Source organism: Pseudomonas sp. KH_040 (assembly GCF_057839305.1).
Genome location: NZ_CM174487.1, coordinates 4,637,501 through 4,651,065 on the forward strand (window position 1 = coordinate 4,637,501; position 13,565 = coordinate 4,651,065).

Consider the following 13,565-nt stretch of genomic DNA (forward strand, 5'->3'; position numbering starts at 1 on the left):
TGCGTACAGTCCTCGTCTACGGCATGGCATTGGGCGGCATGAACTTCCTCTTCTATATGTCATTGCAAACGGTGCCGTTGGGAATTGCCGTCGCCCTCGAATTTACCGGGCCACTGGCCGTAGCCATCCTTGCTTCCCGCCGTGCCATCGACTTTCTCTGGATTGCCCTGGCTGCCGCCGGCTTGATGCTGCTGATTCCAACAGGCACAACCAGCGCCGGAATCGATCTGGTGGGCGCCGGATATGCACTGGGAGCCGGTGTCTGCTGGGCGCTATACATTCTGTTCGGTCAGAAGGCCGGCGCCGATAACGGTGTAACGACAGCAGCTCTGGGGGTAATGATCGCAGCGCTGTTCGTGGCCCCTATCGGCATCGTGCATGCTGGTTCAGCCCTATTGACCCCTTCGTTGATCCCGATTGCCATCGGCGTCGCCATTCTGTCCACCGCCCTGCCCTATACACTGGAGATGGTCGCCCTCACCCGCCTCCCGGCACGCACTTTCGGCACATTGATGAGTATCGAACCGGCCTTCGGAGCCCTCTCAGGCCTGTTGTTCCTGCACGAATTCCTCACACTGTCACAATGGATGGCGATCCTGTGCATTATTCTGGCATCTGTCGGCGCAACCATGACCATGGGGAGTGCTGCGAAACCCGCCATCGCGGCTGATTGAAAGAGGATTCGACGAAGGTCTGGCAATTGACGCGCATTTAGGCCATGTTTAGACCTGTAACCCAATGCCAGACATGGATTTTTTCGGACAGGGATTTCAAAAGCTTAGAGCGCACGCGAACACAGGCAAACCCGAGCATTAGACTCGTGGCCGTTATAAGGACGGTAATGAAACGAATTTTGATACTGATCGCCATACTGGCAGTTGCAGGTTGTGCGGCGACTTCGGAAACTCAGGTAAAACGCGGGAAAAAAGGGCTGCACATCAACTGCTCAGGGCTATCGTCCTCCTGGGACAAGTGCTACGCCAGTGCCGCCAATGCCTGCTTGCCGAAGGGCTACAAGGTCATCGCAAAATCCGGTGACGCCGTGGAAGAGCCCGGCGATTACCCGTTCGGTCTCAATCCTGCGGGCTACACCAGCCGCAGCATGATTGTCATCTGTAAATAGATCAGCGCTGCCCGGCAATCTGCCGGCCAATTTCTTCATGGCTGGACTTCAGCACCGCTTGCTGAACGTCCGGCGTGGCCAACATACGCGCCACCACCAACGCCCCGACGCATTGCGACAGCACCGACCACGCCAGGGTCTCGCTCTCAAGAATCTGTGCCCAACGCTCCTGAAGCCGGCAAATCCACAGCTCGGCCTGCTCGCGCACCAGAACATCCGATCGGGCAATTTCTGCGCCCAACGCCGGCAACGCGCAACCGGCCTCAGGTTGCTCTACGTGAGCCATGCTCAGGTAGTGCTTGAGACAGCGCTCCAGTCGCTCACGATCCCGCGTGCCCTCCCCCCCCAATCGTTCAAGGCTTTGACCCAACTCGCGTTCGACGATGGCAGTGAACAACGCATCTTTCGATGAGAAATGGCTGTAGAACGCCGCACCGCTCAATCCGATAGCCTTCATCAAACCATCAACGCCCACCGTGGAAAAACCGGAACGCTTTGCTGACAGCGCGCTGCTCTGCAGCAGCTTTTCCCGTGTTTCCAACTTGTGACTGGCGGAGTAACGCATGTATTTGCCCTCAAATCGACTGCCTTGACGTTGTCTGGATCCTAGCATAACGTTCGTTCACTTAACGATCGTTTAATAAAGGCAATCACCCATGAATAACAAGAAGGTCGTATTGGTTGTCGGCGCTGGCGATGCCACGGGCGGAGCGATTGCAAAGCGTTTTGCCAAAGAGGGATTCATCGCCTGCGTCACCCGACGCAGCGCCGACAAATTGCAGCCGCTAGTGGACGCGATCAAGGCTGAAGGCGGTGAAGCTCACGGTTTTGCCTGCGATGCGCGCAAAGAAGAAGACGTCATTGCTCTGATTGAAGACATCGAGACTCGCCTCGGTCCGATCGAAGCTTTTGTATTCAATATCGGCGCCAATGTGCCGTGCAGCATTCTTGAAGAAACCGCACGCAAGTATTTCAAGATTTGGGAAATGGCCTGCTTCTCAGGGTTCCTCAATGCCCGTGAAGTGGCCAAACGCATGGTCACACGCCAACGCGGCACTATCCTGTTCACCGGTGCCACCGCCGGACTTCGCGGCGCATCCGGGTTTGCCGCCTTCGCCGGAGCCAAACACGGTATCCGCGCGCTGGCACAAAGCATGGCGCGGGAACTGGGGCCAATGAACATCCACGTCGCCCACGTCGTAGTCGATGGTGCGATCGACACCGATTTCATTCGCAACAGTTTCCCCGAGAAGTACGCCACCAAAGATCAGGACGGCATCCTCAATCCCGAGCACATCGCCGAGAACTACTGGTATCTGCACAGTCAGCCACGGGATGCCTGGACGTTCGAGCTGGATCTGCGCCCCTGGAACGAACGCTGGTAAGCCCCCCCCGCCATAACAATAACGACAGAGACGCGAAAATGACGAAAACCGTGGAGTTCTATTTCGACCTCGGCAGCCCTGCCACCTACCTGGCCTACACCCAGTTACCGAAGATTTGCGCCGAGACCAACAGCGAGCTGATCTACATCCCGATGCTGCTCGGTGGCGTCTTCAAGGCAACCGGCAACGCTTCACCGGCGATGATTCCGGCGAAGGGTCGGTACATGTTTGAGGATCTGGATCGCTACGCAAAACGCTACGGGGTGCCGCTGAAATTCAATCCGCACTTCCCGATCAACACACTGATGTTGATGCGTGCGGTAACCGGCATCCAGTTGCGTCAGCCAGCACGCTTTCAGGCGTTTATCGATTGTCTGTTCACGGCGCTATGGGTTGAAGGACGCAGCCTCGACGAACCGGCGACTGTCGCTGCTGTGCTGAGCGAACACGGTTTCGATCCGCAGGAAGTACTGGCGCTGAGCAACGATGAATCGGTCAAAGCAGCGCTTAAGGAGAACACCGAAACCGCTGTTAAACGTGGTGTTTTCGGAGCACCCAGCATGTTTATCGGCGATCAACTGTTCTTCGGCCAGGATCGGCTGGACTTCGTTGCGGAAGCCTTGCGCCAAGGCTAAACGATCATTCAGGCGCTGAACACAGCGCCTGAATCCCAGCCGATCAGATCGCCGCAGTACGGGTGTTCAGCCATTCCAGCGCCGCACCCTCAAGCAATGGACTCAAGCGCTCACGCACTTGCGCGTGGTAGGCGTTGAACCACTGTTTCTCTTCTTCAGTCAGCAACGCCGGCAGCAGGCAACGCGTGTCGATCGGGCACAGCGTCAAGGTTTCAAACTTGAGGAATTCTCCGAATTCGCTGCTGCCCGCCTCGCGGTTCATCGCCAGGTTCTCGATCCGCACGCCCCAACGACCCGGACGGTAGGTGCCTGGCTCGATCGAAGTAATCATCCCCGGCTGCATGGCCGTCTGCGGTGCAGGCGCGGCCTGATAAGCGATCACCTGTGGACCTTCATGGACGTTGAGGAAGTAGCCAACGCCATGACCGGTGCCGTGACCGTAATCGACGCTTTCGGCCCAGATCGGCGCACGGGCAATAGCATCGAGCAGCGGCGAGAGAATGCCTTTCGGGAACTGCGCGCGCGACAGGGCAATCACGCCCTTCAACACGCGCGTGCAATCGCGCTTCTGCTCTTCGCTCGGCGTACCAACCGGCACCATTCGCGTGATGTCCGTGGTGCCGCCCAGGTATTGACCCCCCGAGTCGATCAGCAGCAAGCCGTCGCCTTCGATTACCGCGTGTTCTTCTTCGGTGGCGTGGTAATGCGGCATGGCGCCATTGGCGTTGAACGCGGCAATGGTGTTGAAACTCAGCGAGACATAATCCGGACGACGCTCACGGGCAGCGGTGAGTTTTTCGTCGATGGTCAGTTCGGTAATGCGCTCGCGCCCCCAGGCCGATTCCAGCCAGGCGAAAAACTCGCACAGCGCCGCGCCATCCTGCTCCATCGCTTTGCGGATATGTGCAGCGTCCGCTTCACTTTTCTGCGACTTGGCCAGCGTGGTCGGGTTCAAGCCTTCGACCAGTTTCACCGTGCTGTCGAGGTTATCCAGCAAACCGCTGGTAACGCGCGCCGGATCAACCAACAAACTCGCGCCACTCGGCACGGCACGCAGGGCATCAGCGACTTCGCTGTAATCACGCAACGTCACGCCGTCCGTCTCAAGCACCGAGCGCAAATCTGCGTCGACCTTGCTTAACGCTACGAACAACGTGGCCTGCTGCTGACCGATCAACGCAAACGAAACAAACACCGGGTTGAACGACACATCGCCGCCGCGCAAGTTGAACAACCAGGCAATGTCGTCGAGGGTGGCGATGAAATGCCAGTCAGCGCCGCGCTCTTGCAGGGTTTCGCGTAGCTTGGCCAGTTTCTCGCCACGGCTGACCGTCGCTTGCGGTGGCAGATGCTGATAGATCGGTGCGTTCGGCAGGCTCGGGCGATCGCGCCAGACTTCTTGCAGCAGATCAATGTCGGTGCGCAGACGTGCGCCGCGTGCTTCCAGTTTGCTGCTCAGCGTACGTGCCGAAGCCACGGCCATCACCGCACCGTCAACCGCGACCACACCACCTTCCGGTGTCTGCTCGGCAAGCCAGTCCAGCGGGCTCGGTTGACCCGGTTGCAACTTGACCAGTTCGATGCCGCTGCCCTTGAGTTCTTTGCTCGCCTGCTCCCAGTAACGACTGTCGGCCCAGACGCCGGCGAAATCAGCGGTGACAATCAACGTCCCGACCGAACCATGGAAGCCCGACAACCACTGCCGACCCTGCCAGTAACCCGGCAGATATTCCGACAAATGCGGGTCGGCGGACGGCACCAACAGTGCGTGAATGCCTTCGCGGCGCATCAGTTCACGGGTGTGCGCCAGGCGCTGGGGCACCGATCCTTCGGTCGAGGTCTGGGTACTCATCATGTCTCCTGCTAATCACTTCATCGTTATTGTTCGTCGCCGTTAAATCGGCTCGTTTAAAGCCCTGTCGCCCAGAATGCCGGAGCACTGGCGCAGGCGGTCTTGATCAGTTCGACGGCCTTGTCGATGTCCTCGGCGGTGGTAAAACGGCCGAGGCTCAAGCGAATGGTGCGTCCGGCCAGATGCGCGTCATGCCCCAGCGCCAACAGCACGTGGGATGGCGTGTTACTGGCGGAGTTGCAAGCCGAGGTCGCGGAGAAAGCAAGCGAATGGCTCAACGCCGCGCTGTTGAATTCGCCTTCGCTGAAGGTCAGGCTCAAGGTGTGCGGAATGCGCTGAGTGGCGCAGCCATTGAGGCGTACGCCCGGCAGGCTCAGCAGTTGTTCGAGCAAGCGTTCACGCAGCGCGACGATGGTTTTTTTCTCGACATCAAACGCCTCGGCGGCCAAGGCAAATGCTGCGCCCATCCCGGCAATCTGGTGCGTCGCCAGGGTTCCGGAGCGCAATCCCCCTTCGTGTCCGCCACCGTGAATCTGCGCCTGTAAACGCTGCTGCGCCCGTGGGCCGACGTACAACGCGCCGATGCCTTTGGGACCGTAAAGTTTGTGCGCCGAAAACGACATCAGATCCACCGGCCATTGCCCCAGATCGATGGCCACTTTGCCGGCGCCTTGCGCCGCGTCGACATGGAACAACGCCTCGCGACTGCGCACCACTTCGCCAATCGCTTGAACATCATTGACGGTGCCCAACTCGTTGTTGACCAGCATCAGCGACACCAGAAAGGTGTCGTCGCGCATGGCTTCGCTGACCGCTTGCGGGGTGATCAGGCCATCGGCGTCCGGCACCAGATAGGTCACGGCGATGCCGGCGTCCTGCAACTGGCGGGCGGTATCGAGGATGGCTTTGTGTTCGATCTGGCTGGTAATGATATGGCCGCCGGACACGCCGCGCGCCTGGGCCACACCTTTAAGGGCAAGGTTGTTGGACTCGGTGGCACCGGAGGTCCAGACGATCTGCTCAGCATTGGCGCCGACCAGTTCGGCGACCTGCCGGCGGGCCTGCTCGACCGTGTGTCGGGCCTGCTGGCCGAACGCGTGGGAGCTGGAAGCCGGGTTGCCAAAGTTACCGTGAAACCCCAGACACTCGATCATCACCTGGATGACCCGCTCGTCCACCGGGGTCGTGGCGGCGTAATCGAAATACAACGGACGTGTGTTCATAAAAGACTCGCAGAGCGTGTTCCGGGATCAGGAGGCTCGTGTCTGCAAACGGTACGGCGCAGCCTTGTGAGCTGCGCGTCGGTTCGAGAGCGTCATCAATACCTGATCGGATGCCGTTAAAGAAGAACAACTTCATTCAAAGTGCGTAGGAACGCTCCTGAAGTCGAGCTTAACAGGCATCCGGCCTGCGGTTGAAGCGATGCGTCAGCTAAAGCTTTCGAGAAGTAACGGGTACAGCGAAATCACCAGCAGTGCGGCCATGCCCCAGTTGAACACGCGCAACCAGCGCGGATCCTTCAGCACATTGCGCAACAACGTACCGCAAGCTGCCCAGACGCCGACGCTCGGCAGGTTAATGATGGCGAATACCGCAGCAATCACCACCACATTGGTGAAATAGCCCTGCATCGGCGTGTAGGTGCTGATGGCGCCGATGGCCATGATCCACGCCTTGGGATTGACCCACTGAAACGCGGCGGCGCCAAGGTAGCTGATCGGCTTCGCCTCGCCTGCGGCGCTGTCACCGACCGGTCCCGAGTGAGCGATTTTCCACGCCAGATACAGCAGATACGCCGCGCCGACATAGCGCAGAACCGTATAAAGAATCGGATAGCTCTGAAACACCGCGCCGAGGCCAAAGCCCACCGCGACTACCAGAACGAAGAAGCCACAGGTAATTCCGAGCATATGCGGGATGGTGCGGTTGAAGCCGAAGTTAACCCCCGATGCCAGCAACATGGTGTTGTTCGGCCCCGGCGTAATCGAGGTGACAAGGGCAAACAGGGCAAAGCCCAACAGCAGGTCAAGCGAGAGGGTCATGGCAGGCAATCCATCAGGGTCATTCAGGTGTTGACCCTATCCCACACCGCCCGGTAAGCCCACGGACAGTTGGGTAAAACTTCTACCAGTACAGTTTGTTTTCAGCTAGGACGACCGTGCAGCTGTACGGCACGTTCGGCACTCATTTCAGCTTTTTTGTCGAACTGGGTCTGACCGAGTAATTGCGCTTTTTTCGCGTGGTATTCGTCGAAGGACAGGCCGCTGCGATTGAGCGCTTCCATCGCCAATTCGCGGGATTCTTCATCGGTGTAAGGACGCAGCTCCGGCGAAACGTGTCCGGCACAACCGGCGAGTACAGAGACAGCGAGCAACAGCGAAACGGTCAGTAAACGATTCATGGGAGCGTCCTGGCGAGCAATGGGGAGTCGATGGACAAAGGCTACGCCCCGGCACGCCCGCGCAGAAATCAACGCTCTCAATAGTGGCTATCAGGAAATCGACACGCGTCGGCGCATATCTCCTAACGATCTATAAATATCGATTAACGTTCTTTTACGGAATAACAAACAGCCTTTATAACTCCATCCATGCGCTGAGCACTGTTGCTCCAGCAACTGTTGCTCAGCCAACAGCGATTCAACAAAGCGCCCTGTTACTCACACGGGCGACCGCCACGCTTACGCTCAACGCCTTGTAAACCGGGGCTTGCGGGAATTGGTACAGCGCTTGCTCAGACTAGGTGACTCATTCACTGCTCCCTGAGCAACTGTTGAAAAAAGGAACTGATCATGTCGCGTCCCCTGAAAGTCGTCGCCCTCTCCGGCGGCACCTGGCGTCCGTCCCGTACTCTGGTGCTGACCCAAGCCTTGCTCGCCGAACTGGCTGGGCACCTGACCATCGAAAGCCATTTGATCGAACTCGGTGATATCGCTCGTCCGCTCGGCGCTGCGCTATCGCGTCAGGAACTCAGTGCGGAAGTTGAAGCCGAGTTGCAGGCCATCGAGCAGGCCGATCTGCTGATTGTTGCCGCGCCGGTTTATCGCGGTTCCTACCCGGGTCTGCTCAAGCATCTGTTCGACCTGATCGACCTCAACGCCCTGATCGACACCCCGGTGCTGCTCGCTGCTACCGGCGGCAGCGAACGCCATGCGCTGGTCCTCGATCACCAGTTGCGCCCGCTGTTCAGCTTCTTCCAAGCCATGACGTTGCCGATCGGCGTGTACGCCACCGAAGCCGACTTCGCCGATTACCAGATCACCAGCGAACTGTTGAAGGCGCGCATCCGCCTCGCCGCCGAACGCGCGGCGCCGCTGTTCGCCACACAAATCAAACCCTTGCTGAAAATCGCCTGAGGAGCCGTTCATGGATGTTTTCTGGTTCCTGCCGACCCACGGTGACGGCCACTATCTGGGCACCACTCAAGGCGCGCGCCCGGTCACGCTCAATTATCTGAAACAGGTGGCGCAGGCCGCTGACAGTCTCGGCTACCACGGCGTGCTGATTCCCACCGGGCGCTCCTGCGAAGACTCCTGGGTGATCGCCTCGGCATTGGTGCCGTTGACCGAGCGCCTGCGTTATCTGGTGGCGATCCGTCCGGGGATCATCTCGCCGACAGTCTCGGCGCGCATGGCTGCAACCCTTGATCGGCTGTCCAACGGGCGCTTGCTGATCAACGTGGTGACCGGCGGCGATCCGGACGAGAACCGGGGCGACGGCAGCTTTCTCAGCCACGCCGAACGCTATGAAGTCACCGATGAATTCCTGAAGATCTGGCGTCGCGTGTTGCAAGGCGAAGCGGTGGATTTCGACGGCAAGCACCTGAAGGTGCAGAACGCCAAAGCGCTGTATCCGCCAGTGCAGAAACCCTATCCGCCGCTGTATTTCGGTGGTTCATCCGATGCCGCGCATGATCTGGCCGCCGAACAAGTTGACGTCTATCTGACCTGGGGCGAACCACCGGCCGCCGTCGCGGAAAAACTCGCCGACGTGCGCGAACGCGCGGCGCGACATGGGCGCAAGGTGAAGTTCGGCATCCGCCTGCATGTGATCGTGCGCGAGACCGCCGAAGAGGCCTGGAAAGCCGCCGACAAACTGATCGAACACATCAGCGACGAAACCATTGAAGCGGCGCAGAAATCCTTTTCGCGCTTCGACTCCGAGGGTCAGCGGCGCATGGCCGCATTGCACGATGGCCGTCGCGACAACCTCGAAATCGCCCCGAACCTGTGGGCCGGCGTCGGTCTGGTGCGCGGCGGTGCCGGTACGGCGCTGGTGGGTGATCCGCAGCAAGTGGCGGCGCGGATCAAGGAATACGCGGATCTGGGCATCGAGAGTTTCATCTTCTCCGGTTACCCGCATCTGGAAGAGGCTTACCGCTTTGCCGAGCTGGTGTTCCCGCTGTTGCCCGAGCCTTATGCGAGTCTGGCCGGGCGTGGCGTGACCAATCTGACCGGGCCGTTTGGCGAAATGATTGCCAATGATGTGTTGCCCACCAAAGCCACTGCCTGAACCAAATCCCTTGTGGGAGCGAGCCTGCTCCGGGCGGCGCTCCGACGTATGCGGTGGGTCAGTCAACGATGATGTCGATTGTGCCGACCTCATCGCGAGCAGGCTCACTCCTACAGGGAATGCGTCGATTTCGAGGAACACCGTGTGACCGCTAAACCGCAAAGTACTTTGTTATCCCCGTTGCAAACCGCCCGCCAACTGGCCGCCGAATTTGCCCTGACTGCCGTCGAACGCGACGAACGTGGCGGCACACCGAAGGCCGAGCGCGATGCCCTGCGCGACAGCGGCCTGCTGGCCCTGAGCATTCCCACCCGCTACGGCGGCCTCGGCGCAAGCTGGAGCGAAACCCTGCAGGTCGTTCGCGAGTTCGCCAAGGTCGACAGCTCGATTGCTCACGTCTTCGGTTTCCATCATTTGATGCTCGCCACCGTGCGCCTGTTTTCCCGGCCGGAACAATGGCAGCCGTGGTTCGAACAGACCGCGCGGCAGAACTGGTTCTGGGGCAACGCACTGAACCCGCTCGACACCCGTACCGTGGTCAAGGACCTCGGTGGCTGGCGCGAGTTTTCCGGGAAGAAAAGCTTCTGCTCCGGCGCCAGTGATTCACAAATGCTGATCGCTTCGGCGGTCGATGAAAGTGCCGGCGGCAAATTGCTGATCGCGGCGATTCCCAGCGGCCGCAGTGGCATCACCCTGCACAACGACTGGAACAACATCGGCCAGCGTCAGACTGACAGCGGCAGCGCTACGTTTGAACGGGTCCGGGTCGAAGAGTCGGAACTGCTGCTCGATCCCGGCCCGCTGAGCACGCCGTTTGCGTGCTTGCGACCGCTAATCGCGCAGCTGACCTTCACGCATATGTTTCTCGGAATTGCCGAAGGCGCTTTCGAGGAGGCGCGGCAATACACCCTCAGCGAAACCCGACTCTGGCATAAATCCTCGGCGCGCGATGTGCGTGAAGATCCGTACGTGCTCGCCCATTACGGCGAGTTCTGGGTGGCGCTGGAAGGCATCCGCCTGTTGGTCGAACGCGCGGCGGCGTTGCTCGATGAGGCCTGGGCCAAAGGCGCGAACCTCAGCGCCGAAGAACGCGGCCAAGTCGCGACAGCGATTGCCACCGCGAAAGTTGCCGCCAGCCGTCAGGGCCTGGAGATTTGCAGCCGTTTGTTCGAAGTGACCGGCGCGCGCTCCACTCACGCGTCCCTGCGCCTCGATCGCCACTGGCGCAACCTGCGCACGCAAACCCTGCACGACCCGCTGGACTACAAACTCCATGAGTTGGGCGACTGGGCGCTGAATCAGTCGCTGCCGGTGCCGACCTTCTATTCCTGACCTGCCTGCATTTGAACTAAAAAGAAGGACGAGCCCATGCAACTGCTGACCCTACCGCCCTCCCCCGCGCTCGCCACGTCGATCCGCGCCACTGCGCAGGTGTTCGAGGACCCGAAGTCCCAGGCCCTGCTCGCACATTTACAGCAGGTCGCGCCGAGTGAAGCGAGTGTGCTGATCATCGGCGAGACCGGCACTGGTAAAGAACTGGTGGCGCGACATATTCATAACCTCAGCAATCGCCGTCATCGGCCGTTTATCGCGGTCAATTGCGGGGCGTTTTCCGAATCACTGGTGGAAGCGGAGTTGTTCGGTCATGAAAAAGGCGCGTTCACTGGCGCGCTGAGCGCCAAGGCCGGATGGTTCGAGGAAGCGGATGGTGGCACCTTGTTTCTCGATGAGATCGGCGATCTGCCGATGGCGATTCAGGTGAAGTTGCTGCGGGTTTTGCAGGAACGCGAAGTGGTGCGACTGGGCTCGCGCAAAAGCATTCCCATCGATGTACGGGTACTGGCGGCGACCAATGTGCAGCTGGAAAAAGCCATCAATGCCGGTCATTTCCGCGAGGATCTGTATTACCGCCTCAACGTGGTCAATCTGGAACTGAACCCACTGCGCGACCGTCCCGGCGACATCCTCCCTCTCACTCGACATTTCATCGAAGCCTACAGCCAACGCCTCGGTTACGGGCGGGTCAGCATCAGCCCCGGCGCCGAACACAAACTGCGCGCTTACAGTTGGCCGGGCAATATTCGCGAGCTGGAGAACGTCATCCATCACACCTTGCTGATCTGCCGCAACGGCGTGATCGAACGCGATGATTTGCGTCTGTCGAACCTGCGCATCGAACGCCCGGACGATCATCACAGCAGTGCCGATGATTCACCGGAGGCCTTACTGGAACAGGCCTTTCAAAAACTCTTCGCGCAACAGGCCGGCGCGCTGCACGAAAAAGTCGAAGACGCTTTGCTGCGCGCGGCGTATCGCTTCTGCCATTACAACCAGGTGCACACCGCCGCGTTGCTCGGTCTGAGCCGCAACGTCACCCGCACGCGACTGATCAAGATCGGCGAACTGGCGGTAAACAAGCGGCGGCTCACGGAGAATCTGCAGGGCGAACGCCTGATCCAGTTGTCGATCTAGACGACCAGGTGACAGTGCAGCGCATCGTCGTGACTGCGGGCGATGCTGCTTAGCACCTGGAACGAATTGAAGGTGACGGTTTTCGCCTGATGGGTGTGAATCAGTTGCCAGAAGTCCTGCTCGCCGCTTTCGAAGCTGCGAAATGCCGCTTCACCCGCCTCGCGGGACTGCCATTGGAGGAAACTCAGCACGCGCCGGCCGTCATCGCTGGCCTGCACACTGGCGCTGACAAAACCGGCATAACGTTGCGCCAGGCGCTCGGTTTGCATTGATAGTGCAGTGACCAAGGCGGGTTGTTGGCGTGGTTCGATTTCGAATTCGATCAATTGGGTAAAACTGCGGTTGTTCATGGAATGCCCCCACTCAGCGTAAGACGAGCCTTGCGACTCGAAGACCTGCAGGGTAAAACCTCTAGTTAAGTCAAGGTCAAGAGCTGTCTTCAAATGATCAGCAAAGAAAATGTGCACAAACAGTTAACGGTTGGTGAAGTCGCAGCGCGCAGTGGCGTGGCCGTCACCGCCCTGCACTTTTATGAATCCAAAGGCCTGATCAAGAGCCAGCGCAATGCCGGCAATCAGCGGCGCTATCCGCGCGAAGTACTGCGCCGCGTAGCGTTGATCAAAGTCGCGCAGCGGCTGGGGATTCCGCTGGCGGAAATTGGCGAGGCATTGAAAATCCTCCCGGAGGATCGTGCGCCCAGCGCGGCAGACTGGAAAATCCTCTCACAGCAATGGCGACAGGAACTGGACGCGCGGATCGAGCAACTGACGCTGCTGCGCGATCGGCTCAATGGCTGCATCGGTTGTGGCTGTTTGTCGATGGAGGCCTGTCCGCTGCGCAATCAGGGCGATGTACTCGGCGAACAAGGGCCTGGCCCGCACTTTCCAAAGGATTGACTGCTCGTCGGGCAAAAGTCTGCACGGCGAGGACGGTTCTATAGTGAATCTTCCACAAATTCGGTGGAGTCCTGTCCCATAGAACAACAATTCAGGGAGAACGTCATGAGCGTCAAACCCATTCCCGAGGGGTATCACAGCATTACCCCGTATCTCGGCATCCACAAAGCCGCCGAGGCCATCGACTTCTATAAAACAGCCTTCGGCGCCACCGAGGTCATGCGTCTGGCCATGCCTGACGGCGGCATCGGCCACGCCGAACTGCGCATCGGCGACAGCGCGATCATGCTCGGCTCGCCGTGCGATCAGGGGCCGTTGAGTAATCCTGATCAAGCCGTGTCAGTTGGTTTGCATCTGTATGTGACCGATGTCGACAAGTCCTTTCAGCGAGCGCTGGATGCCGGAGCGAAGGCGGTGTCGGAGGTCAAGGACCAGTTTTACGGTGATCGCAGCGGGACGTTGAAGGATCCGTATGGGCATCTGTGGTTTCTCGCCTCGCGCAAGGAAGATCTGACTGAAGAGCAGATCAAGCAGCGGGCGATGGAGATGTTTAGTCAGGGTTGAGAGTTGCAGTGTCTGCAATAGCGCTATCGCGAGCAGGCGAAGGCCTACAGGGGAACGCATTTCAACTGTAGGCCTTCGCCTGCTCGCGATGAGGCCATAACTATCAACACCCATCACACTTCATGAA

The 13,565-nt window shown here is 59.3% G+C and carries 16 protein-coding genes (1 of these 16 cut by a window edge); 10 read left to right on the plus strand and 6 right to left on the minus strand.

The window, feature by feature from the left end:
- On the plus strand, nucleotides 1-674 hold the 3' portion of the coding sequence (gene rhtA, locus AC3IUF_RS20565; RefSeq protein WP_042704914.1) for a threonine/homoserine exporter RhtA. 214 nt of this gene lie to the left of the window's left edge; 674 of the gene's 888 nt are visible here — the last part of the coding sequence; its start codon lies beyond the left edge, outside the window; its stop codon occupies nucleotides 672-674.
- A gap of 167 nt (nucleotides 675-841) precedes the next feature.
- A complete protein-coding gene (locus AC3IUF_RS20570; RefSeq protein WP_007917561.1) occupies nucleotides 842-1,123 on the plus strand; it encodes a hypothetical protein in 282 nt (93 codons plus the stop codon).
- Between the two features lies 1 nt (nucleotide 1,124).
- Here the strand turns inward: AC3IUF_RS20570 and AC3IUF_RS20575 are convergent, their stop codons facing one another.
- Nucleotides 1,125-1,688 carry a TetR/AcrR family transcriptional regulator gene (locus AC3IUF_RS20575; protein WP_007917559.1) on the minus strand — a complete coding sequence of 188 codons (564 nt, stop codon included), beginning with the start codon at nucleotides 1,686-1,688 and terminating at the stop codon, nucleotides 1,125-1,127.
- Between the two features lie 91 nt (nucleotides 1,689-1,779).
- On the opposite strand from AC3IUF_RS20575, the gene AC3IUF_RS20580 reads away from it, so the two are divergent.
- Both AC3IUF_RS20580 and AC3IUF_RS20585 read left to right on the plus strand, forming a co-directional pair.
- Nucleotides 1,780-2,508 (plus strand): SDR family oxidoreductase, encoded by a 729-nt coding sequence (locus AC3IUF_RS20580; protein ID WP_123375559.1) that lies wholly within the window; start codon nucleotides 1,780-1,782, stop codon nucleotides 2,506-2,508.
- Nucleotides 2,509-2,546: 38 nt separating this feature from the next.
- Nucleotides 2,547-3,143, plus strand: a complete 597-nt coding sequence (locus AC3IUF_RS20585; protein WP_489279167.1) for a 2-hydroxychromene-2-carboxylate isomerase — start codon at nucleotides 2,547-2,549, stop codon at nucleotides 3,141-3,143.
- A gap of 43 nt (nucleotides 3,144-3,186) precedes the next feature.
- On the opposite strand, the gene AC3IUF_RS20590 is transcribed toward AC3IUF_RS20585, so the two are convergent.
- The 4 genes from AC3IUF_RS20590 to AC3IUF_RS20605 all read right to left on the minus strand — a co-directional run bounded on the left by AC3IUF_RS20590 (nucleotide 3,187) and on the right by AC3IUF_RS20605 (nucleotide 7,396).
- Nucleotides 3,187-4,995: an aminopeptidase P family protein gene (locus AC3IUF_RS20590; RefSeq protein WP_095113072.1), complete on the minus strand. Its 1,809-nt coding sequence runs from the start codon at nucleotides 4,993-4,995 to the stop codon at nucleotides 3,187-3,189.
- Nucleotides 4,996-5,051: 56 nt separating this feature from the next.
- The gene (locus AC3IUF_RS20595) at nucleotides 5,052-6,218 is read right to left on the minus strand and encodes an aminotransferase class V-fold PLP-dependent enzyme (RefSeq protein WP_007917551.1); all 1,167 of its coding nucleotides are present in this window, start codon (nucleotides 6,216-6,218) and stop codon (nucleotides 5,052-5,054) included.
- 204 nt (nucleotides 6,219-6,422) lie between these two features.
- Nucleotides 6,423-7,037 (minus strand): LysE family translocator, encoded by a 615-nt coding sequence (locus AC3IUF_RS20600; RefSeq protein ID WP_007917549.1) that lies wholly within the window; start codon nucleotides 7,035-7,037, stop codon nucleotides 6,423-6,425.
- Nucleotides 7,038-7,138: 101 nt separating this feature from the next.
- Nucleotides 7,139-7,396 carry a hypothetical protein gene (locus AC3IUF_RS20605; RefSeq protein ID WP_007917547.1) on the minus strand — a complete coding sequence of 86 codons (258 nt, stop codon included), beginning with the start codon at nucleotides 7,394-7,396 and terminating at the stop codon, nucleotides 7,139-7,141.
- Between the two features lie 390 nt (nucleotides 7,397-7,786).
- On the opposite strand from AC3IUF_RS20605, the gene msuE reads away from it, so the two are divergent.
- The 4 genes from msuE (at nucleotide 7,787) to AC3IUF_RS20625 (ending at nucleotide 11,978) form a co-directional block, all read left to right on the plus strand.
- The gene (gene msuE / locus AC3IUF_RS20610; RefSeq protein WP_007917546.1) at nucleotides 7,787-8,350 is read left to right on the plus strand and encodes an FMN reductase; all 564 of its coding nucleotides are present in this window, start codon (nucleotides 7,787-7,789) and stop codon (nucleotides 8,348-8,350) included.
- A gap of 10 nt (nucleotides 8,351-8,360) precedes the next feature.
- Entirely contained in the window at nucleotides 8,361-9,506 is a 1,146-nt protein-coding gene (gene ssuD, locus AC3IUF_RS20615; RefSeq protein ID WP_095113068.1) for an FMNH2-dependent alkanesulfonate monooxygenase, read from the plus strand.
- A 144-nt stretch (nucleotides 9,507-9,650) separates the two neighbouring features.
- Nucleotides 9,651-10,838, plus strand: a complete 1,188-nt coding sequence (locus tag AC3IUF_RS20620; RefSeq protein WP_007949712.1) for an acyl-CoA dehydrogenase family protein — start codon at nucleotides 9,651-9,653, stop codon at nucleotides 10,836-10,838.
- A gap of 36 nt (nucleotides 10,839-10,874) precedes the next feature.
- Entirely contained in the window at nucleotides 10,875-11,978 is a 1,104-nt protein-coding gene (locus AC3IUF_RS20625; protein ID WP_123375551.1) for a sigma-54 interaction domain-containing protein, read from the plus strand.
- On the opposite strand, the gene AC3IUF_RS20630 is transcribed toward AC3IUF_RS20625, so the two are convergent.
- A complete protein-coding gene (locus AC3IUF_RS20630; RefSeq protein WP_489279171.1) occupies nucleotides 11,975-12,328 on the minus strand; it encodes an antibiotic biosynthesis monooxygenase in 354 nt (117 codons plus the stop codon). The two genes, AC3IUF_RS20625 and AC3IUF_RS20630, sit on opposite strands and share 4 nt — an antisense overlap.
- A 93-nt stretch (nucleotides 12,329-12,421) precedes the next feature.
- On the opposite strand from AC3IUF_RS20630, the gene soxR reads away from it, so the two are divergent.
- Nucleotides 12,422-12,874 (plus strand): redox-sensitive transcriptional activator SoxR, encoded by a 453-nt coding sequence (gene soxR, locus AC3IUF_RS20635; RefSeq protein WP_007917730.1) that lies wholly within the window; start codon nucleotides 12,422-12,424, stop codon nucleotides 12,872-12,874.
- Nucleotides 12,875-12,979: 105 nt separating this feature from the next.
- Entirely contained in the window at nucleotides 12,980-13,438 is a 459-nt protein-coding gene (locus AC3IUF_RS20640; RefSeq protein ID WP_007917729.1) for a VOC family protein, read from the plus strand.
- Nucleotides 13,439-13,565 lie beyond the last annotated feature (127 nt).